Origin of the sequence: Pelomonas sp. Root1444, from assembly GCF_001426885.1 — a bacterium.
In the GTDB taxonomy this organism is placed as follows: domain Bacteria; phylum Pseudomonadota; class Gammaproteobacteria; order Burkholderiales; family Burkholderiaceae_C; genus Pelomonas.
On sequence record NZ_LMFP01000001.1, the window covers coordinates 106,112 to 127,612 of the forward strand.

At 68.1% G+C, this 21,501-nt stretch carries 14 protein-coding genes; 6 read left to right on the top strand and 8 right to left on the bottom strand.

Features of this window, described 5'->3' with window-relative positions:
- Positions 1 to 125 precede the first annotated feature (125 nt).
- Positions 126 to 3,113: a TonB-dependent siderophore receptor gene (locus tag ASD35_RS00365; RefSeq protein ID WP_056872922.1), complete on the bottom strand. Its 2,988-nt coding sequence runs from the start codon at positions 3,111 to 3,113 to the stop codon at positions 126 to 128.
- 434 nt (positions 3,114 to 3,547) lie between these two features.
- On the opposite strand from ASD35_RS00365, the gene ASD35_RS00370 reads away from it, so the two are divergent.
- Positions 3,548 to 4,216, top strand: a complete 669-nt coding sequence (locus ASD35_RS00370) for a hypothetical protein (protein WP_056872923.1) — start codon at positions 3,548 to 3,550, stop codon at positions 4,214 to 4,216.
- Here the strand turns inward: ASD35_RS00370 and ASD35_RS00375 are convergent, their stop codons facing one another.
- The 3 genes from ASD35_RS00375 to ASD35_RS00385 form a co-directional block, all read right to left on the bottom strand.
- Positions 4,217 to 5,935: a M14 family metallopeptidase gene (locus ASD35_RS00375; protein WP_056872924.1), complete on the bottom strand. Its 1,719-nt coding sequence runs from the start codon at positions 5,933 to 5,935 to the stop codon at positions 4,217 to 4,219.
- 108 nt (positions 5,936 to 6,043) lie between these two features.
- Positions 6,044 to 6,814: a LytTR family DNA-binding domain-containing protein gene (locus tag ASD35_RS00380; RefSeq protein ID WP_056872925.1), complete on the bottom strand. Its 771-nt coding sequence runs from the start codon at positions 6,812 to 6,814 to the stop codon at positions 6,044 to 6,046.
- Positions 6,811 to 7,869 carry a sensor histidine kinase gene (locus ASD35_RS00385; protein ID WP_056872926.1) on the bottom strand — a complete coding sequence of 353 codons (1,059 nt, stop codon included), beginning with the start codon at positions 7,867 to 7,869 and terminating at the stop codon, positions 6,811 to 6,813. The genes ASD35_RS00380 and ASD35_RS00385 overlap by 4 nt, the downstream gene beginning before the upstream one ends.
- Before the next feature lie 116 nt (positions 7,870 to 7,985).
- Between ASD35_RS00385 and ASD35_RS00390 the strand changes: the two genes are divergently transcribed.
- From ASD35_RS00390 to pcaF, 3 genes are read left to right on the top strand one after another with little or no spacing between them, the layout of a single operon-like run.
- Positions 7,986 to 8,783, top strand: coding sequence for an enoyl-CoA hydratase-related protein (locus ASD35_RS00390; protein WP_056872927.1), 798 nt, complete (start codon positions 7,986 to 7,988; stop codon positions 8,781 to 8,783).
- Complete coding sequence (locus ASD35_RS00395; RefSeq protein ID WP_056872928.1) at positions 8,780 to 10,192, top strand: 3-hydroxyacyl-CoA dehydrogenase NAD-binding domain-containing protein; 1,413 nt, start codon at positions 8,780 to 8,782, stop codon at positions 10,190 to 10,192. The genes ASD35_RS00390 and ASD35_RS00395 overlap by 4 nt, the downstream gene beginning before the upstream one ends.
- On the top strand, positions 10,189 to 11,391 hold the full coding sequence (gene pcaF, locus ASD35_RS00400; protein ID WP_056872929.1) for a 3-oxoadipyl-CoA thiolase: 1,203 nt from the start codon (positions 10,189 to 10,191) through the stop codon (positions 11,389 to 11,391). Before ASD35_RS00395 ends, pcaF begins: the two co-directional genes overlap by 4 nt.
- Positions 11,392 to 11,443: 52 nt before the next feature.
- On the opposite strand, the gene ASD35_RS00405 is transcribed toward pcaF, so the two are convergent.
- From ASD35_RS00405 to ASD35_RS00415, 3 genes are all read right to left on the bottom strand, one after another.
- On the bottom strand, positions 11,444 to 12,649 hold the full coding sequence (locus ASD35_RS00405; RefSeq protein WP_056872930.1) for an NAD(P)/FAD-dependent oxidoreductase: 1,206 nt from the start codon (positions 12,647 to 12,649) through the stop codon (positions 11,444 to 11,446).
- A 177-nt stretch (positions 12,650 to 12,826) separates the two neighbouring features.
- Positions 12,827 to 15,514, bottom strand: coding sequence for a TonB-dependent receptor (locus tag ASD35_RS00410; protein ID WP_082579789.1), 2,688 nt, complete (start codon positions 15,512 to 15,514; stop codon positions 12,827 to 12,829).
- Between the two features lie 377 nt (positions 15,515 to 15,891).
- On the bottom strand, positions 15,892 to 18,081 hold the full coding sequence (locus ASD35_RS00415) for a malate synthase G (protein WP_056872932.1): 2,190 nt from the start codon (positions 18,079 to 18,081) through the stop codon (positions 15,892 to 15,894).
- Positions 18,082 to 18,231: 150 nt separating this feature from the next.
- Between ASD35_RS00415 and ASD35_RS00420 the strand changes: the two genes are divergently transcribed.
- Positions 18,232 to 19,176, top strand: a complete 945-nt coding sequence (locus ASD35_RS00420) for a LysR family transcriptional regulator (protein ID WP_056872933.1) — start codon at positions 18,232 to 18,234, stop codon at positions 19,174 to 19,176.
- 163 nt (positions 19,177 to 19,339) lie between these two features.
- Positions 19,340 to 20,950: a PQQ-binding-like beta-propeller repeat protein gene (locus ASD35_RS00425; RefSeq protein WP_056873388.1), complete on the top strand. Its 1,611-nt coding sequence runs from the start codon at positions 19,340 to 19,342 to the stop codon at positions 20,948 to 20,950.
- 37 nt (positions 20,951 to 20,987) lie between these two features.
- Here ASD35_RS00425 and ASD35_RS00430 read toward each other — a convergent pair whose 3' ends face one another.
- Positions 20,988 to 21,422 (bottom strand): hypothetical protein, encoded by a 435-nt coding sequence (locus tag ASD35_RS00430; RefSeq protein ID WP_056872934.1) that lies wholly within the window; start codon positions 21,420 to 21,422, stop codon positions 20,988 to 20,990.
- Positions 21,423 to 21,501: the final 79 nt, after the last annotated feature.

A 21,501-nucleotide genomic window follows, 5' to 3' on the forward strand; every position in this document is an offset into this window, starting at 1 on the left:
AGCCGATCGCCTGTTGCCTGTAACGCGACGACGAGCCGGCGTTTTCGACCGCCGGCAATAAAAAAGGGCACCTCGTGGTGCCCTTTTGCGTTGCGGCGTTTGCCGCCGGGAGGCGGCCTTTTTGATCACCAGAACTTGTAGTTCGCGGAGACCGTGAAATAGCGGCCGAAGGGGTTGTGCATGCCGGTGTTGTAGCCAAGCTGCGCTGCGGCCTGAGTCGCGCCCAATGGGTCGTAGGGAGCCTTTTCGTCGGTGAAGTTCTGGATGTTTACGCTCAACGTCAGATTCTTGAAGCCGCGGTAGGTGTAACCCACGTCGAAGGTAACCCACTTGGCCATCGAGCAGCCCGGGTAGCGGTTGATGTACAAGTCGCGGCCGTTGGTGGCAGTGGGCGCCAAGCCAAGCACGGAGCGGCTGAACAGGTTTTGGTCGTTCAGCGCGCCGCCGTAATGGCAGGTTGTGCCCGAGTAATACAGAGGCGTAACGGCGGCGGTGTTCCCCGAGGCCGGGATGTTGGTGCCATCCATCCGTCGGATGAAGGACAGGCCGCTGACGTAGTTCATCGCGCCGGTCAACGAATGCGAGGCCGTTTCGAACGACGATGTGAAGCGCATTTTGAGACGCGGCACGTCGGGCGCAGAGGTCGACCAGTCTGCGAGACCACCGCGGGTGCCCACCAGGTTGTTCTTGGCATAGCCGGGGTGCTCAATACGCTCGTACTTCAGCGTGTACTGGCCATTCAGCGCATTGCTCCAGCGAACGCCGTCCATCACGGTGGTGGCGGTGCGGGCTTCGAAGTCGATGCCCGACGTCATCGTCGTGCCCTGGTTGACCCAGGGCGTGGACACGGTGAGCAGCGGACCCGTGCCGGCTTGGCCGTTCAGCAGCAGGTTGGGGTTGGTGTCACGCACCAGCGAGCCGGAAGGATAGGACTCCGGATGGTCGATCACGGACTGGCCGTCGGTCAGCGCCACTTCGTTGTTCTTGCGGATCTTCCAGTAGCCGAGCACGAAGTCCACGCCAGCGGTCGGGCTGAACAGCAGGCCCAGCGAGGTGTTGTACGAGTTCTCGGGCTTCAGGGTCGGATTGCCGCCACCCACGCCGGCCACGCTCTTGGCGCAGTCGGCGGTTTCGGCACCCGGCTTCGGCACTGGTGGCGTGGCCTCGGTGTTGCAGCGCACCGGGTCACGCAGGTTGTTCAGGAAGAACTGAGCGCCGCCGGGGCTCACTTGCGACACTGACGGTGCCCGGAAACCTTCCGAGTAGCTGCCGCGCAAGGCCAGGGTGTCCGCCGCCTGCCACTTGACGCCGAACTTCGGCACAAAGTTGGTCTTCAGCGTCGGGTACTTGTCGACGCGACCGGCGAGGTTCAGCTCCAGGCCCTTCAGCACCGGGGCGACGACTTCGACGAAGGCCGACTTGACGACGCGAGAGCCCTTCACGGCCGTGTTGGCCAGACCGAGAATGTTTCCGGCGACGTTTTCAGGGTCGGGTTTGATGTCGATGGCTTCGCGCCGCAACTCGACGCCGCCCGCCAAGCCTATCGCTCCACCGGGCAGCTTGCCGACGGTGGTGCTGGCCTTGGCGTCCCACTGCAGCACTTCGGCCGAGCCGCTGTTGAGCAGCGGACGGGACAGGTCTGGGTCCGAGGCGATGGAGGCCAACGAACGGTTGGTGCCGCCGAACGCCGGGCCGAGCATCTGGCGCAGCACCGGCAGGCGCAGGAAGCCGTAGTAGTACTCGTCGCGGTCCGAACGGTTCCACAGCAGGCCGGATTCCCAGTCGATGTCGGTGCCAGCAGTGCCACGCACGCCGACCAGCGCTCGCGTGCCGGTGTTCGTCAAGTCGAAGCCGCCCGGGGCGCTGGGAAAGCGCAGTTGCACGGCGGCGCGCGCGTTAGCGTTAGTGAAGGGATTGTCAGGGTGGCCGATTTCAAGGATGGGCTGGAAGCTTGCTGCCAGGCCCGTGCCGTTGAAGTTGTTCGAGGGGCTCAGGCCGTTGATGGTGCGCGGTGCACCCAGGTATTCGCGCTTGCTGCGGCTGTACATGAACTCAGCGAAGCCCTCCATGGTCTCGGCCAGCTTCAGGGTGCCGCGTGCCAGCAGGTTCAGGTCGTCGCCTGGGCTCTGCATCTCTGCGAACTGGTCGAGGCTGTAGTTGCAGAAGGTGCGGCCGAGCAGATGGTTGGTCGTGATGCCATAGCGAGCGGTTTCGCCGACGATCTTCTCGGCGTCCGGGCAGTTGGCGTTGTTGACCGTGTTGGTTGCAGGTACCGCGGCGGTCTGCGGGAAACTGCGCGAGCCTACGGCGCCGTTCTCGCGGATGAACCAGGGCTGGTTGTTGTAGAGGAAGCTGCCGTACGGATTGCGGCGCAGGTTGATGGCGCGGTAGTCGGCAGCTTGGATGTCCTCGTCCGTCTTGTCACCGACCATGCTCCGACCCTTGTGGGTGTAGTCGACGCCCACGAAGATGTTGTAGCCCTTGGTCGCGAAATCTCCGAACCCCGCAGTGGCGCTGAGCGTCTGGCGCTTGTATTCGCCGGCGTCGTTGGCGGCGGCCAAGACTTTGACCTCGAAGCCCTGATAGTCCTTGCGAGTGATGAAGTTGATCACGCCGGCCATCGCGTCCGAGCCGTAGACGGCGGAAGCACCGTCCTTCAGCACTTCAATCCGCTCGATCGCCGACACGGGGATGGAGTTCAAGTCGTACAGCGTCGTCGTGCCGTTGTTCGGGTTTGCGTAAGCCGACGGCGTCATGCGGCGGCCGTTGATCAGCACCAATGTGGATGTGGCGGTCTGGTTGCGCAGCGAGACAGTGGCGACGCCGCGCGAGAAGCCGTTCTGGGTGGCGGTGTCGCTATAGCCGTCGTTGCCGATCGACGGGATCATCTTCATCACTTCAAGCGCGGTGCGAGCGCCGCTGGCCTGGATGTCCTTGGCGGTAATGACGTCGATGGGTGATTCCGTCTCACGGGAAATCCGCTTGATGTTGGTGCCCGTGACTTCAACCCGCTCAAGCTGGTTTGCCTGGGCAAAAGCCTGAAAGCAGCAGGCCTGGGCGGCGAGGGCCGTCAGCGTGACGGCGAGCTTGGGAATGTGTCCGTACGATTTCATGGGCGTGAGGGCAGGTGAAATTAGTCATGGCAGTCTGAAGCGCCGTCGTGGATAACGAAGTCAGGCATCTCCCCCTTGACAAGCCAAATGACAAATTCGAACAACTGGAGGAATCTTTACTGAGGCGTCAGAACGGTTGAATTGGTTCTGATCAGGTCAAACTGCTGAGCAAAATCGCGCGTACGTCGCGATCGGTCGTCGTTTGTTCGTCTCAACACTGCATCGCCACGCACCTATCTATGGTGATTTGCGTGGGGGCAGTACAACGGTTTGGAGCGCGCGATCCACGATGAGCCCTGCCCGTTGGATGACTGACACATGCCATTGGTCATGGTCAAGAAATGGTTGCTAACCGCGACGACGCGCATGTCGGAGGCAATCGGACGGCACAGCCGTTGTGGGAGATGGCGCAGTCAGGGTCGAAAATACCTGGAATGAGCCTTTCCCGAGACGCGGCCGCCCCCGACCTGCTGTTCGCCCTGCTGCCAGACAGCGGCATCGCCCCCGACGGCCCGGACACGCTGGCGGCGCTGGCCGCTGCCCTGCATGCGCAGTACCCCAACGCCGTCACGCTGAATCTGCATCCGCCGCTGCGTGATCCGCAAGGCCGCTGCCGCTGGTGGGCGGCGGAGTCGCCCAGCGTCGAGAGCCTGGCCGCGGCGCTGCCGCTGTTGATCCAACGCCTGCGCGCGGAGGCCGCCAAGCTCGGCCTGCCCTGGCAGCGCGTCGCGCTGGCTGGGGTCGGCGATGGCGCGCTGTTGGCGCTGGAAGCGGTGCAGGCCGAGCCGGAGTTGGTCGGCCGCGTGATGTCTTTTGCCGGCGGCTATCTGGCGCGCCCGGAGCATGCGCCGCAGGATGTCTGCGTGCACCTGCTGCACGGTCTTGAGGACCAGCGCTTTCCGTACCGCCATGTCGTCGACGCGGCCCAGTCGCTGGTCGACCTGGGCGCCGACGTGACCGCAGACCTGCTGCCGCATCTCGACCATGGCCTGCACCCTGCGCTGATCGACAAGGCGCTGGAGCAGCTGCGCACCTTCATCCCGGCGCGGCTGTGGCGCGCCGCGGTGGTGGCCGCACAGCAGGGCGAGCGGCCGGCGGACTGATCAGTCCAGCACCACCTCGGTCCGCACCACGCCCGCCCGCTCCGCGCTCGCGCTCAGCGCCAGCCGCGTGCCCACCGGCGCGCGCACCACCCATTCGGCCACCGCGCGGTCGCCGGTGGGCTGCTTGTTGGCGAGGAAGGCGAGCTGGCTTTGCTTGGGGGCGTGGCCGTCCAACTGCGGGCCTTCCATGCGTTCCTTGCCGCTGACCAGGCTGATGGTCGGGTCGCCGGACGGCATGTGGATCTCGAACATCACGCCGCGCACCGTCTTGCGCTCCAGCGCGCGCTGGGTCACATGGGCCGGCAGGTAGCCGGCGTTGGCCACCGCCAGGCGCACGCGCCACATGTCGGGGCCGAGCGCCCGCACCTCGGTGCGGACCAGCTCCAGCCTGGGCAGGCTCATGGCGATCTGCGTCATCCAGGCGGGAAAGCGCGCGGCCTCGCGCTCGCGCAGCGCGGGCGGCGGGTTGCGCCAGTAGTTCATCTTGTCCCAGCCGCCGATCTCGACCGCGCCCAGCTGCGGATGCTGGAACGGCGTCCAGTCCACATGCGCCTGCCGGCCGCAGTGCTCGTCGCTCCACCGCAGCAGCTTGAGGTCGTCCTCCACCGGATGCTGGCGGTACCAGTCGATCCACTTGCCTTCCTCGACGCCGGCCTCCTTCTTGGGCGACCACAGCTCCACCACCCAGAACAGCGCGCCCAGGTGCTCGTAGACCCAGTCCTGCGTGCCGGTGATGACGTCCTTGGGGTGGTAGCGGAAGTCCTCGTAGATGCTGACGGCCGGGTAGCCGGTGTGCTTCTCGCCCAGCGCCGAGAACTGCTGGAACAGCCACAGGTCCTCGGGCGTCATGTCCTTGTCGCTGCGCGTGCCGCAGGGGCGCAGGATGACGCCGCTGTGGGTGTGGAAGCTGATCGCCGCGCCGATGTTGGGGTGGCCGGTGATGAACTCGACCATCGCACGCACCTCGGGCTCGCTGGTCGGGTAGGGGCCGGCACCGAGCTGCTGGAACTCCTGGCGCCATTCGCCGGGGAAGTTGCGGTTCAGGTCCAGTCCCTCGCGGTCCGAGTTGACCTTCACGGTCAGGCCGTCGTGGTTCTTGACGAAGCCCTCCGGGATGAGGCGGAAATACTCACCGCCGAACTCGCCGGGCTCGCGCGGCACCATCAGCCGCGGGTCGCCAGCGTGCTTCTTGTAGCCGCCGTGCGGGTCGGGCACGCGCATCGTCAGGATGCGGCCGTCGCCGTCGATGTCCTCCACCGTCAGGCCGTCCGCCGGCTCCTCGGTGTAGGGGTAGGGCCGCGTGGAGCTGCGGATGTGGCGCGGCCGGTCGGCCAGCGCCAGCTGGGCTCCGTCGGGGTTCAGGCGCGGCACGATGTAGAGCGTGCGCGTGTCCAGCAGGCGGTTGATCTGCTGTGCCTCGGTCGACGTGCCGCCGTGCTCCTTCAACAACTGGTGCAGGTAGTACAGGCAGGTCGTGGAGGCGGTCAGCTCGGCGGCGTGGATGTTGCCGTCGATCCACATCGCCGGCTTGTCGATGTCCATGCCGCTGGCCAGGTTGGTCACGACGACGACCCAGATGTCGCGGCCCTCGTAGCTCTTGCCGATGGAGCGCACCGACACCAGGTTGGGCCGCGCCTCGGCGTAGGCGAACAGCAGGGCGGTCAGCTCGTCGTAACGGTAGAAATGGTCGAAGCGTGGGCTGGGCAGGGCGCTGGGCATGGTGTCTCTGTGGCTGGGAGGGCCCCAAGAACTAGGGGTTCTGGCGTGGCGCGGATTGTCCGAACTCGGCCCCGGCCGCAGCCCCGGGTTTGCCCTTGCGGGGGCCGTTCATTGCCCCTTGAACAAGGCCTGGAACTGCCGCGACACCGGCAGCTTCTCGTCGCGGCCGCGCAGTGTGACGACCATCGTGCCTTCGTCCACGCGGATGGCGCGCGCGATGCAGCGGCTGTTGACCAGCACGCTGCGGTGGATCTGCCAGAACTGCTCCGGGTCGAGCTGGGTCAGCAGCTCGCGCAGCGGCGTGCGGATCAGCGCGTCGCCGCCCTGGTGCACGACGCGGGTGTAGCGCGCGTCGGCCTCGAAGTAGAGGACCTCGTCGGGCGGGATCAGCTGCACTTCGCGGCCGATGCCCGCCTGGATGGGGCGCATGGCCGGCCTGGGCTGGATCAAGCCGGCGAGCAGGCGCTGCAGCGCGGTGGTGTCGGGCGCGGGCTGGGCGAGCCGCGCCTTCAATTGGGACTGAAGCCGGGCCAGCGTCTGCGCCAGGCGTTCGTCGTCGACCGGCTTGAGCACGTAGTCCACCGCGCCCGCGTCGAAGGCCGCCAGCGCGTGGTCGTCGAAGGCCGTGACGAACACGATCAGCGGCGGCGTGGCCAGCGCCGACAGGCGGCGTGCGACCTCCAGGCCGGTCAGCCCGGGCATGCGGATGTCGAGGAAGGCGATGGCCGGCTCGTGCGCCAGGCAGTCGTCCCAGGCCTCGGCGCCATTGGTGCTGGCGGCCACCAGCTGCAGCTCGGGCCACAGGCGGCCCAGCGCGGCGCGCAGCTGTTCGCGCGGGGCTTCCTCGTCGTCGGAGATCAGGGCGGTCAGGGCGGTCATGATGTCAGCGTCAGGGTGGCGATGCAGCCAGGGGCGGCATCGGTGAGCGTGAGGGTGCAGCCGGGGCAAGCCTGCAGCAGGCGGCGGCGCGTGTTGGACAGGCCGACGCCTTCGCGCCAGCCGGGGGCCAGGCCGGGGCCATCGTCCCGCACCGCCAGCACCAGGCGCTGGCCGTCGCGCCGAGCGGTTATTTCGATGTGCCCGCCACGCAGTTGCGGCTCGATGCCGTGCGCGATCGCGTTCTCGACCAGCGTCAGCACGATGCCCGGCGGCAACTGCGCGTCGGCGTCGGCCGGCACGTCGATGGCAAAGGTCAGCCGCGCGCCCAGCCGCGCCTGCATGATGGCCAGGTAGCGCCGCACCATCCCAATCTCGTCGGCCAGCGGCTGCAGCTCGCGCTCGAACATCGGCAGCGTGGCGCGCAGGTAGGCCGTGAAGTCGCGCAGCAGCGGCGCGGCGCGCTCATCCCGCGTGTCAACCCAGTGCTGCAGCGAGGCAAGGGTGTTGAACAGGAAATGCGGCTGGATTTGCGCGGCCGCCAGGCGTGTGGACAGGCGCAGCGCGGCTTGCTGGTCCTGCAGCTCGCGCAGGCGCCCCTCGATCTGCTGGACGCGGAACACCGTCAGCATCCACCAGGCGGTCAACAGGCCCGTCATGCCCACCACGATGCCCGCGTTCTCATGGGTCACCCAGTCCCGGTAGCCGGCCGCGGCAGCAGCGATGCAGGCCGCTGCGGTCAGGGCGGCTGTACCGTAGCAGTAGGCGTTGAGCCGCTGGCGCGTGGGCCGCAACCACAGGTCGCGGGCGATGCCCAGTGCCGCGAGCGCCAGCACGCACCAGGCCAGCCACCAGCCCAGCAGCGTGCCCCAATCGCGCCCCGCCCGCGTTGCCAGCAGGACCGGCAGCAGCACCAGCAGGTTGATGCCCACATAGCTGTCCACCGCCAGCGGCCATGGCTGCGCGCCGGCACTCGCCATCTCCGCCGCCGTGAAGCGACGCGACGGGCCGGGGTAGAACCACTGTTGCCAGTGCAGCTTGTCGAGCAGGGAGCGCATGGCGGGCGAGTCTAGGGGCCGCTGCCGGCGACCCCCGCGACCCTGCGGCGAATGGCAGGTTGGGGCGCTTGAACGGATAGTCGACCGATCGGTCGGGAAAAGTGCAAAATGCCGGGATGCCTTCCTGGACCGCGCTTGATCTGGATCGTCGCGACGACGGCGTCGCCGTGCTAGCGATGAACCGCCCCGCCGTGTTCAATGCCTTCGACGAGACGCTGATCGCCGAGCTGGATGCCGCGTTCGCGCAGCTGGGTGGCGATGACGGCGTGCGGGCCATCGTGCTGGCCGGCGCCGGCAAGCACTTCAGCGCCGGCGCCGACCTGCAGTGGATGCAGCGTGCGGCTGCAGCGTCGCAGGACGACAACCTGGCCGACGCGCGCCGCTTTGCCGCCATGCTGGCCCGCATCGCGGCGTGCCCCAAGCCCACGCTCGCGCGCGTGCAGGGCGCGGCGCTCGGTGGCGGTGTCGGCCTGGTGTGCGCCTGCGACATGGCCGTCGCGGCCGAGCCGGCGAGCTTCTCCGTCAGCGAGGCCCGCATGGGCATCCTGCCGGCCGTCATCGGGCCGCATCTGGTCAACGCGGTGGGCGTGCGCGAGGCGCGCCGCCTGGCGTTGACGGCCAGCCGCATCGGCGCGGACGAGGCGCTGCGCCTGGGCCTCGTGCAACGCGTGGTGCCGGCCGAAGGTCTGGACGCGGCCGTCGAAGCGCTGCTCGCCGACCTGCTCGCCTGCGGCCCGCGGGCGCAGGCGGAGATCAAACAGCTCTACGCGCGGCTGGGCCCCGGACCGGTCACGACCGACGTGCGCGAGCTGACCGCCCAGACGATTGCCCGCGTGCGCACCACCGCCGAAGCGCGCGAGGGCTTTGCCGCCTTCCTTAGCAAGCGCAAGCCCAACTGGAGCGCTCCCGAATGAACTTGAACGACTCTCGCATCCTCGTCATCGGCGCCGGCCTGATGGGCGCCGGCATCGCCCAGGTGGCCGCGCAGGCCGGCCACCAGGTGCTGCTGCACGACAGCCGCGCCGGCGCGGCCGAAGCGGCCAAGGCCAAGCTGGCGCAGACGCTGGAGGGCCTCGCCGCCAAGGGCAAGCTGACGCCCGACGCGGCGCAGGCCACGCTCGCACGCATCACGCCGGTGGCCGCGCTCGCGCCGGCGGAGCTGGTCATCGAGGCCATCGTCGAGAACCTCGACATCAAGCGCGCGTTGTTCGCCGAACTGGAGGCGCTGCTGCCGGCGGATGCCGTCATCGCGACCAACACCTCGTCGATCTCGGTGACGGCGCTGGCGCGCGGCATGAAGGCGCCGGAGCGCCTGGTCGGCATGCACTTCTTCAACCCGGTGCCGCTGATGAAGCTGGTGGAGGTGGTGTCGGGCCTGGGCACGGCGCCCGAGGTGGCGCAGGCCGTGTTCGACCTGGCGGGCCGCTGGGGCAAGACGGCGGTGCACGCGCGCTCCACGCCCGGCTTCATCGTCAACCGCATCGCCCGGCCTTATTACGCCGAGGCATTGATGCTGCTGCAGGACCGTGCGGCCACGCCCGAGCTGATCGACGCATGCCTGCGTGCGGCGGGCTTCCGCATGGGCCCCTGCGAACTGATGGACCTGATCGGCCACGACACCAACTTGGCGGTGACGAAGTCCGTCTTCGAGGCCAACTTCTACGACCGCCGCTTCACGCCGTCGCTGGTGCAGCAGGAGTTGGTGGATGCCGGCTTCCTCGGCCGCAAGAGCGGGCGTGGCTTCTACCGCTACCCCGAGGGTGCGCCGGCGCTGCAGGCGCCGGTCGGCGCCGAGCCGCGCGGCGGTCGCGTCGTCGTGCATGGCCGCGGTGCGCTGGCCGAGCGCTTCGTTGCCAACCTGCCGGAGGCGAGCCGTGACCTGACCAGCGACTGGCTGGGCCTGGCCGTCGACGGCCGCGAGCTGCGCCTGACCGACGGCCGCCGCGCCCGCGACTTCGGGCCGGGCACGGCGGTCTTCGACCTGCCGCTGGCGCCGAGCGGCGACATCGCCTACGCGGGCGACCCCGACACCGCCGCCTGGCTGCGGCGGCTGGGCCTGGTGCCACGCCAGATGGTGGACATGCCCGGCCTCGTCGTGGCGCGCACGATCGCGATGCTCATCAACGAGGCGGCCGACGCCGTCAGCCAGGGCGTCTGCGACGAGGCCGGCGCCGACGCGGCGATGAAGCTCGGCGTGAACTATCCCGCCGGCCCCTTTGAATGGCTGGCGCTGTGGGGCTCGCAAGAGGTCGCCGCGCTGCTGGACCGACTCGATCAACACCACCGCGGCGAGCGCTACCGCGCGAGCCGTTATCTGACATGACACACGCCTTCATCTGCGACGCGATTCGCACCCCCTTCGGCCGCTACGGCGGCGCGCTCTCAAGCATCCGCACCGACGACCTCGGCGCGCTGCCCATCAAGGCGCTGATGGCGCGCAACGCGAATGTCGACTGGGCGCAGGTCGCCGACGTCATCTACGGCTGCGCCAACCAGGCCGGCGAGGACAACCGCAACGTCGCCCGCATGGCCGCGCTGCTGGCGGGGTTGCCGATAGAGGTGCCGGGCAGCACCGTCAACCGGCTGTGCGGCTCGGGGCTGGACGCGGTCGGCACGGCGGCCCGCGCCATCCGCGCCGGCGAGGCCGGGCTGATGATCGCCGGCGGCGTCGAGAGCATGAGCCGCGCGCCCTTCGTCATGCCCAAGGCGGAGGCCGCCTTCAGCCGCGCCAACGCCGTCTATGACACGACCATCGGCTGGCGCTTCGTCAACAAGCAGATGAAGGCGCAGTACGGCGTGGACAGCATGCCCGAGACGGCCGAGAACGTGGCCGCCGATTTCGGCATCGCGCGCGAGGCTCAGGACCGCATGGCGCTGGCGTCGCAGCTGAAGGCCATCGCGGCCCAGAAGCGCGGCTTCTTCGAGGGCGAGATCGTGCCCGTCGACGTGCCGCAGAAGAAGGGCGAGCCGCTGCGCGTGCTGCTGGACGAGCATCCGCGTGAAACGAGCCTCGAGGCGCTGGCCAGGCTGAAGGGCGTGGTCAAGCCCGATGGCAGCGTGACGGCCGGCAATGCCAGCGGCGTCAACGACGGTGCCTGCGCGCTGCTGCTGGCCAGCGAGGCCGAAGCCGCGCGCCACGGATTGAAGCCGCGCGCCCGCGTCGTCGGCATGGCCACGGCCGGCGTGGCGCCGCGCATCATGGGGATCGGCCCCGCGCCGGCCACGCGCAAGGTGCTGGCGCTGACCGGCCTGACGCTGGCGCAGATGGACGTCATCGAGCTGAACGAAGCCTTCGCCGCCCAGGGCCTGGCGGTGCTGCGCGACCTCGGCCTGGTGGATGACGATGCCCGCGTGAACCCGAATGGTGGCGCCATCGCACTGGGCCACCCGCTGGGCGCCAGCGGCGCGCGGCTGGTGACGACGGCGATCAACCAGCTGGAGGTGACGGGCGGCCGCTACGCGCTGTGCACGATGTGCATCGGCGTGGGGCAGGGCATTGCGCTGATCGTCGAGCGCGTCTGAGCGTCGCGCCGGTCTTGCGGGCCGCGCGCCGGGCCGCTCCCAAGGGCTTCCGTCACTCGAAGAACAGCCGAGAGATCCCTTTGACGCTGACCAGGTTGCCCGGGTTGCTCGTCTCGTTGAGCACGCCGCTCATGCGCTGGAGCAGCCGCGGGCTCTTCTTGGCGCGCCAGATCAGCAGGTCCGCCAGCCAGGGATGGGCGTTGACGCGGTTGGCGCGCTCGTAGAGGTCGAACTTCGGCTTGAGCGCCGTCAGGCTGGTCTCGTAAGCGGCGCGTGCGGCCGTGTCGTCGGCATGCGCCAGGATGGCATCGGCAGCGAGCATGCCCGTCTCCATCGCCTTGCCGATGCCCTCGCCGGTGAAGGAGTAGGTGCTGCCCGCTGCCTCGCCCGTGACCAGCAGACCGGGCCGCGTCCACTTGGCGCCCGTCAGCGTGCAGCGCAATGGCGCTCCTTTCAGGTCGCCGACCAGCTCGCCGACGCGCATCAACTCGGCCGCCGGCTCGTACTTGGCAACGAAGGCATCGAAGATGGCGCGCAGGTTCACGTCCTTCTTGCGGCCCTTGCCGCCGCCGAGGTCGCGGTGTGAGTCGGTCACGCCGACGCCGATGTTGAAGTGGCCGTCCGGCGCCGGGAAGATCCAGCCGTAGCCAGGCCGCACCGCCTTGTCCCAGACGACCTCCAGCGCCTTGATCCTGCCCACCATCTGCGGCGCCTTCACATAGCCGCGCAGCGCGACGCCGCTGGGCGTGTGGCGTTCGCACATGCCGGCGGCGGTCAGTGCCTTGGGCACTGCCCCGGTGGCCAGCACCACCCAGCGCGCCTGCACGTCAACCATCTCGTCGCCGCGCTTGAGCCTTGCGCCGACAACGCGGCCCTCGACCTCCAGCGGCGCCTCGAAGCGGGCCTGCCCGAAACGCGCACCGGCGTCCTGCGCCGCCTGCAGCAGCAGGGCATCCAACTCCTTGCGCGGCAGCACGGCCAGCGAGCCCGGCACATCGATCCGCCCGCCGCGCGGGCCGATGCAACCGACATGGGCGACTGGTTCAGCCCGACGCATCACCTCATCCAGCAGCCCCAGCCGCGCCAGCGCCTTGTGCGCATCGGGGATCAGGCCGTCACCACAGGTTTTGTCACGACCGGCGGGCTGCTGGTCCACCAGCAGCACGTTGACGCCCGAACGGGCCAGCACGCGGGCGCAGGCGGAGCCGGCGGGGCCGGCGCCGATGATGAGGACGTCCGCCTGGTGCGGCCGGCGCAAGCCAGGAGCTGTGGGAGAGGAGCGGGCAGCTGTCGGCTGATCCATGGGTGATTCGAAGGGCTGTTGGTTGCACAAACGGTGAACCTGCGCGCTGGAAATGAAAAAAGGGCGAGTTTCCTCGCCCTTTGGGGTCAGCACAAAGCGGCGCAGCATGAGGCTGCACCGCCATGAGTGCGATCAGAACTTCAGCGTGGCGCGAGCGTAGAACTTGCGGCCAGTCGGGTCGGCGAAGCGCGGATCGTAGTTGGCCTGGAAAACCTCGCCTTGGTTGGAGTACGGCGGATCGCGGTCGAACAGGTTGTTGACGCCGAGCGTGAAGGACATCTGGTTGTTCGCCTCGAACGACGCGTAGGCATCGATCGTGGTGTAGGCCGAGACGCGGTTCTCGGGATCCTGGTCCACATAGCTGCTCTTGTAGTGGCCCACAGCGCCAAGCGACCAAGCACCCATCTTCCAGCGCGCCGTAGCGGCATGCTGCCAGCGGAAGATCGGCGCGGAGCCGGAGTACACGCCCACGTTCTGGTTCCACGGACCGGCGCGGAAGTCTTGGTACTCGTACTTGTTGACGTAAGTGCTGTTCATGCCCAGCGACAGGTCGCCGGCGCCGCCTAGCTTCAGGCGCCACTGAAGGCTCAGGTCGATACCGCGGGCATTCGTGCCGCCCAGGTTCTGCTGCCGCAGGTCCAGGTAGCCGCAGTCCGTGCCGGGGCACGAAAAACCGTCGATGGACAGGTCGCCGTTCTGATTGCGCTTGATGTACTGCGCGAACGTCTGGTGGTCGCCCAGCACCGTGTTCTCCGACAGGGCCGAAATGGTTTCCTTCTGGCGGATGGCCCAGAAGTCCACGCCCAGCGACACATCGGCGGTCGGTTCAAAGACCACGCCAAAGGTCAGGTTCTTGGCTTTTTCGGGCTTGAGATCCAGGTTGCCGCCGGTCAGGCGCTGGAACTGCACGCTGCAGTTCAGAGCCTTGGACTTGCCAGGAATGGGGTTCTTGCCATCCGGGCAGTTCACCGGGTCGGAGACGGTGCCCGTGTTGGTGTAGGCCTGTGAGGCATTCAGCTCATACAACGACGGTGCGCGGAAGCCGGTCGAGAAGCTGCCGCGCAGCAGCAGGTTCTTCATGGGCTGGTACCGCACCGCGAACTTCGGATTCACGGTGTTGCCGAAGTCGCTGTACTTGTCGTAGCGCAGTGCGGCCGTCACGTCCAGCTGCTTGGTCAAGGGGACATTCAGCTCCGAATAGACGGCGTAGACGTCACGCTTACCTTCGGAAAGCGAGTTCGGGTCCACGCCCGTGCTCGCCACCAGCAGTGCTGCGACCGGTGCGTTGGCCGCCGAGCGGAAGTCTTCATGGCGGAACTCGGTACCAATGGCCAATGCGGCCTTGGTACCTGTGCCGAACCAATCGCCCAATTCGCGGCTGATGCGGCCATCGAGTGTGGACACGCGGCCCTTGTGGTTCTGCAGATTGCCGCCCAGCAGCGCGTCGTTGACGGCAGCGTCACCGGCCGCGTTTTGCGGGCCGAACGGGTTGATCAGGCCGTTGAGCATCGCCTTGGCGATCTTGTCGCCGTCGGAGTAGCCAGTGACGTTTTCCTTGATCTTGTTCTCGTTCACCGCCGCGCCAACCTGGTAGTCCCAGTTACCCAGCGTGCCATCCAGCGAAAGCAGCAGTCGCTGCTGATCGTTTTGCGATTCGTTGGTGCGGGAGCCACCGGCCAGCGCGCGCCACTTCACGATGATGAATCCCGGCTGAAGCGCAATGCCCGGACGGGGGTTCATGTTCGCGACCGTGTAGTTCGGATTGATTGCGAACCCCGGTGTGATGGCACCCGGGTTGCCCGGGAAATAGGGATTCAGCGAGCCGTCCGGACGCACGCGGTTCATCCATAGAGTGCCGTAGGGCACCGGGGCAATGCGCGAAACCGAATCGTTGCTGGTGGTGAACCATTCGGCGGTCAGCGTGTGGTTCTCGCCCAGCTTGACAGCACCGCGCAGCATGGCCGACTTGCGGTCGGTTCTGGTCGTGTAGTCGACGAATGCTGCGGTTGCGATCTGGCAGGAGCTTCCGTCCACCGGAACCAGGAAGGTGGGATTGTTACAAGCCGGAGCGGCCGGGTTGGCCGTGACGTCGCCATTCTGGTAGTAGTTGGCCGGGAAGGGCGTGGGCGACAAGCCGCCCGGGAAACGGGCATTGAAGGGGCGATCCAGGCCGCCGATGGGATCCGTCTTGGTCAGGTCGACGAAGCCGAAGACGTTGAAGCCTTGGGTGCTCAGGTCACCAAAGCCGAAGCCGAGGTTGGCAGTGCGGCCTTCGCCGCCGTTCTTCTGGGGCAGGTCGACGCCGATGGTCAACGTGCCGCCGCGATAGTCCTTGCGGGTGATGAAGTTGATCACGCCGCCGATGGCGTCAGTGCCATACAGGGACGAGGCACCGTCGCGCAGCACTTCGACGCGCTCGATCGCGGCGAAGGGGATCATGTTCAAGTCAGGGGCCGCGCCGTCGATCGCGTTGTTGGCGATGCGGCGGCCATTCAGCAGCACGAGCGTCTTGTTGGAACCAATACCGCGCAGGTCCGCGAACGCGGCGCCGCCGGTGCCTGCGCCGACTTGCTGGCTGGTGGTCTGCGTCATCTGCACGGCGCTCAGGGTCGACATGATCTGTTCGACCGTCGACACGCCCTGAGCCTTCAGGTCCGTCATTCTGATGACGGTGACAGGCACGGCCGTTTCAGCGTCGATGCGCTTGATGGCCGAGCCGGTGATTTCAACGCGCTCAAGTTGCTGTTGAGCAAAGGCCGGAATTGCCAGGGTTGCGAGGCACGCTAGTGACGCAGCGCTCACAATATTTAGTTTGAACATTTATTACTCCAAGAAGTCGGTGTATTGAGCAATACCGATACTCGCTCACGGGATCACCGCAGGGCGAGGCCGGGGAGAGTGTGAAGGAAGACACCCCCTAGCTGCCCCGGGTTAGCACTAGCGGCGGTCGCCTCCGTACAAAAATTCACATTGTTGACAACGACTTGGCTTGCTTCCCTCAATTTAGTGGCGGCCACCGTCAACTGCCCTTCCTGTTGTGCACGCGCGACGAAGCCTGTCTTCTCAGGCGTGCAACCGGGGCCGCTCCGCGCCGCAGCGGGAAGGGAAGTTAGGTTTAGGCGATTCAGTTTGAAGGGAGCTGACAACCCAGACTTGGAGTTTAGAAAATAACCGCGTGATGGCTTTAATCTGGGGCGTCAGCAAGACGATTTACGGCTCAACCGCCACGCATGCAGCAACGGCTCCGTATACCCGCTCGGCTGTGCTTCTCCCTTGAACACCAGGTCCAGCGCCGCCTGCATCGCCGCGCCTTGCGGGTTGCCTGCCAGGGGCTGGTAGGCCGGATCTCCCGCGTTCTGCCCGTCGACGACCTTGGCCATGCGGGCGAAGGTCTCGCGCACCTGTTCGGCGGTTACCACGCCGTGGCGCAGCCAGTTGGCGATGTGCTGGCTGCTGATGCGCAGCGTCGCGCGGTCTTCCATCAGGCCGACGCCGTTGATGTCGGGCACCTTGGAGCAGCCCACGCCCTGGTCGATCCAGCGCACCACGTAGCCGAGGATGCCCTGCACGTTGTTGTCCAGCTCCTGCTGGCGCTGTTCGGGTGTCCAGTCGGCGCGGGGCGCGACGGGAACCGTCAACAGCGCGTTCAGGAGGGCCTCTTGCTCGGCGGCGAGGTTCACCTGCTCCAGCTCGCGTTGCACGGCAGACACGTCGACCTGGTGGTAGTGCAGCGCGTGCAGCGTCGCGGCCGTGGGGGAAGGCACCCAGGCGGTGTTGGCGCCAGCCTTGGGGTGGGCGATCTTCTGCTCCAGCATCGCGGCCATCAGGTCGGGCATGGCCCACATGCCCTTGCCGATCTGCGCGCGGCCCCGCAGGCCGCAGGCCAGGCCGGTCAGCACGTTGCTGCGTTCGTAGGCCTGGATCCAGCTCGAGGTCTTCATATCGCCCTTGCGCAGCATGGGGCCGGCGCGCATCGCGGTGTGCATCTCGTCACCGGTCCGGTCCAGGAAGCCGGTGTTGATGAAAGCCACGCGGCTGGCCGCGGCGGCGATGCAGGCCTTCAGGTTGACGGAGGTGCGGCGCTCCTCGTCCATGATGCCCAGCTTGACGGTGCTGTCCGGCAGGCCCAGCAGTTGTTCGACGCGCGTGAACAGTTCGGCGGCAAAGGCCACTTCGGCCGGGCCGTGCATCTTGGGCTTCACGATGTAGACGCTGCCCGTTCTTGAATTGCCGCGGCGCTTCAGGTCGTGCATCGCGATCGTCGTCGTGACGACCGCATCCATGATGCCCTCGGGGATTTCGCGGCCGTCGTCCAGCAGGATGGCCGGGTTGGTCATCAGGTGGCCGACATTGCGCACGAACATCAGCGAGCGGCCGTGCAGCGTCACTGTGCCGCCGTCCTTCCCATCAGGCGCCGTGTAGACGCGGTCGGCATTCAGACGGCGCGTGAAGGTCTTGCCGCCCTTGGCCACCTCCTCGGTCAGCGTGCCCTGCTGGATGCCAAGCCAGTTGCGGTAGGCCAGCAGCTTGTCCTCGGCATCCACCGCGGCGACCGAGTCTTCCAGGTCGAGGATGGTGGACAGGGCCGACTCCAGCACCACGTCGGCGATGCCGGCCGCGTCGCTCTTGCCGATGGGCGTCGTGGGGTCGATACGGATGTCCAGGTGCAGGCCGTGGTGCACCAGCAGCACGCTGCTCGGCGCGGTGGCGTCGCCCTGGTAGCCGGCGAACGCGGCTGGGTCCTGCAGGCGGGTCGTCGCGCCGGAGAGAAGTGCGACGACCAGCTGGCCGCCTTCCACGCGATAGGCCGTCGCGTCGGCATGCGAGCCGGACGCCAGCGGCACCGCCTGGTCCAGCACCTGGCGCGCAAAGGCGATGACCTTCGCGCCGCGCACCGGGTTGTAGGCGCCGTCACGCGTTGCGCCGTCTGCTTCGGAAATCGCGTCGGTGCCGTACAGCGCGTCGTACAGCGAGCCCCAGCGCGCATTCGCCGCATTCAGCGCATAGCGCGCGTTCAGGATGGGCACGACCAGCTGCGGGCCGGCCTGCAGCGCCAGCTCGGCGTCGACATTCGCGGTCGTCGCCTGCACCTGCGCCGGTGCTTCCACCAGGTAGCCGATGCGGGCCAGGAAGGCACGGTAGGCCGGCATGTCGGCAATGGGGCCGGGGTGGGCCTCATGCCAGGCGTCCAGCTCGGCCTGCAGGCGGTCGCGCTCGGCCAGCAGCGCGCGGTTGGTGGGCGTCAGCTCGTGGGCCAGCCGGTCGAAACCGGCCCAGAAGGTGTCGCGGTCGACACCGGTGCCGGGCAGCACTTCGGTGTCGATGAAGCAGGCCAGGTCGGCATCGACCTGCAGGCGGTGGATGGTGGTGCGGCGGGCGGCGGACATGGGGCGGGCTCCTGGCAGAACAGATGTCGCCAATCTAGCGTCACGGCGTGTCTGGATTCGCTGCGTGCCGCGCAATGAATCTGTGACTTGAACGCAAAGGTCGCTGCATGAATCGCTGCGTTTCAGTCGGCTCCCCAGCACAATCCCCGCATGGACAAGCTCAAGCAGATGGAGTCCTTCGTCCTCGTCGCCGGCAAGGGCAGCCTGACGGCGGCCGCGCAGGCGGAAGGCGTCGCCCCGGCCGTCATGGGCCGGCGGCTGGACGCACTGGAGGCGCGCCTGGGCGTCAAGCTGATGCTGCGCACGACGCGGCGACTGACGCTCACGCCGGAGGGCCAGGCGTTTCTCGAGGACTGCCAGCGCCTGATCGCCTCGCTGGCGGACGCGGAGGCGGCCGTCAGCGCTGGCGGCCTCAAGGCCAGCGGCCATCTGCGCGTGACCGCCCCGGCCGGCTTCGGCCGCCGCCACGTCGCGCCGCTGGTGCCGGGCTTCCTGGCCGAGCATGCGGACCTGAGCCTGTCGCTGAACCTGAGCGACCGCGTCGTCGACATCGTCCACGAGGGCTTCGACTGCGCCGTGCGCGTGGGCGACCTGCCGGATTCCAGCCTCGTCAGCACGCGGCTGGCCGACAACCGGCGGCTGTGCGTCGCCGCGCCGGCCTACCTGAAGCGCGCCGGCGTGCCCAAGCACCCCGACGAACTCGGCCGCCACGCCTGCCTGACCCTCAGCTCCGAGGCCAGCCAGACGCGCGGCTGGGCCTTCCAGATGGACGGTGCCGTCCAGCACCTGCGCCCGACCGGACGGCTGGACTGCAGCGACGGCCAGGTGCTGCACGACTGGTGCGTGGCGGGCCTGGGCCTGGCCTGGCGCAGCACCTGGGAGGTGGAAGCCGACCTGGCGGCCGGCCGCTTGGTCAGCGTGCTCGACGAGTTCGCGGCGCCGCCCAATGGCATCTACGCCGTCTTCCCGCAGAGCCGCCACCTGCCGCTGCGCGTGCGGCTGTGGGTGGAGCACCTGCGGGCGCATTACGGCCGCGCCGACTACTGGCGCAGCCAGCGGCCTGAGCCCGCCAGCCCCGACCCTCATCAAGCGTGAGGACGGCGGCGGGTATGCCCTGATGCCCGTGGGCCGGTGGCAGCCTCTGATGGCCCTGCCGCTTTGTCGCCGTGCAGCGCGAGCGTCTGCTGTGGCGGGCTCTGCGATGCCCACCGTCCCGGCCCGCACCACGGGCATCGCAGACAAGAACCGGAGCAAGTCGATGAACAAGACCACCTGGTTTCAAGAGCGGGCGGCGCGGGGGCGCGCAGCCGTCGCAGCAGCGGCCCTGGCCCTGCCGTTGTGCGCCGCAGCGGCGCAGGGCAGCGAATGGAGCAATGCGGGGGGCGACCGCGAAAACACGCGCAGCCAGCCATCCGAGCATCGGCTCGGCGCCGGCAACGTCGGCCGGCTGGCCGTCAGATGGGTGCTGACGACGGCCGGCGACGTGTCGGCCACGCCCGCCGTCGATGCCGACACGGTCTACGTGCCGGACTGGGCCGGCTGGCTCTACGCCGTCAACCGCAGCAACGGCAGCGTGCGCTGGGCCGTCCACCTGCCCGCGGTGACCGGCATTCCGATGGACAAGGCGCGTGCCACGCCGGCCCTCGGTGACGGCAAGGTCGTCATCGGCACGCAGGGTTCCATCCTGGCCGGCGGCGGGCCGGGCGGCCGCGTGCTGGCCTTCGACAAGACCACCGGCGCGCTGGTCTGGAGCACCCAGGCCGACCCTCACATGGCGGCCATCATCACGCAGTCCGCCACCATCCATGGCGACCAGGTCTTCGTCGGCGTCGCCTCTCAGGAGGAGGCCCTGGCCGCCTTCGTGCCGGGCTACCAGCTCTCGTTTCGCGGCAGCATGCTGGCGCTGGACCTGAAGACCGGCGCGATCCGCTGGAGGACGCTGATGGCCCCGGCCGGCTACACCGGCAATGCCATCTGGGGCAGCTCGCCGGCCGTCGACACGCGACGCGGTGCGGTCTATGTCGCGACCGGCAACAACTACTCGGTGCCGCCCGCCGTGCTGGCCTGCGTGGCCGCGGCCGGCAGCGACGCGGTCGCCAAGGCGGCCTGCCTGCCAGCCGACGACCATTTCGACAGCGTGCTAGCGCTGGACATGAGGACCGGCGCGGTGCGCTGGGCGACGCGGGCCATTCCGTACGACGCCTGGACGGTGGACTGCATCCCCTTCTTCGGTGACGGCGACCTCTGCCCCTCGCCAGCCGGTCCGGACTATGACTTCGGCCAGGCGCCGGCGCTGTTCAAGGCCAAGGCCGGCAAGGGCAAGCCCGTCGATCTGCTGGGCCTCGGGCAGAAGAGCGGCCAGTACTGGGCACTGAACCCCGACACCGGCGCCGTCGTCTGGGTGACCCAGGCCGGCCCGGGCGGCACGGCGGGCGGCCTGCAGTGGGGCTCGGCCACCGACGGCACGCGCATCTACACCGCCAATGCCAACAGCAACCAGGTCCCGTGGACGCCCGCGGGTGCCGCGATGCCAAGCACGCGCGGCGCCTGGTTCGGCCTGGATGCGGCGACCGGGCAGATGCTGTGGCAGACGCTGGACCCGCTGGCGCCGGCGGGCGTCGGCGGTGGGCCCTCGGGCCCGGTGACCACGGCCAACGGCGTCGTCTACGGCTGCTCGCTGGACGCCAGCGGCCGCATGTATGCGCTGAACGGGGCGACGGGCGCCATCCTGTGGAGCTACCCGAGCGGCGGCTCCTGCCTGTCGGGTGCCGCCGTCGCCGACGGCACGCTCTATTGGGGCTCGGGCTACAGCAACTTCGGCTTCGGCACGGCCAACAGCAAGCTGTACGCGTTCTCGGTGCCGGATTGAGCGAATGCGCGCGAGCCGCCAGGCCCGCGCGCAGGCCTTAGCTTGAAAACTTGTACTCGCCGCGGATCTTCTGCGGCGTGATGAAGACGAAGTCCGGGAACAGCTTCAAGCGCAGGTACAGGGTCAAGCCAAGCACCCCGAGGCTGAAGAGCAGCAGCAAGGTGTTCATCACCGGCGCCGCCCCGAAGTCCTTGAAATGCCGGTGCAGGTTGATCACCGTCAGGAAGATCGACACGTTGTACGCCCAGGCCCGGTGGTGCCTGAAGCCCCACACGAACAGGTAGCAGAACGCCCCTACGACGGTGGTGAAAGCCACCGCGGCGAGCCAGCCCATCGAGAGGCTCAACACGAACGTCACCATCGCCGCCATCACCAGCTGCACGCCGGTGATCAGCACCAGGACCTTGACCGCCGTGGCGTGGGCTTCGACCCGCGCCGGCTCGGCGTACGAGGCAATCATGTTCGCCAGCACCGCGTCGCGAACACCCTGCCCCTGAGCGCCTTGAACGTCACCGTCTTGCTGTCGCCCTGCGCCAGCCGGCGGTTCACTT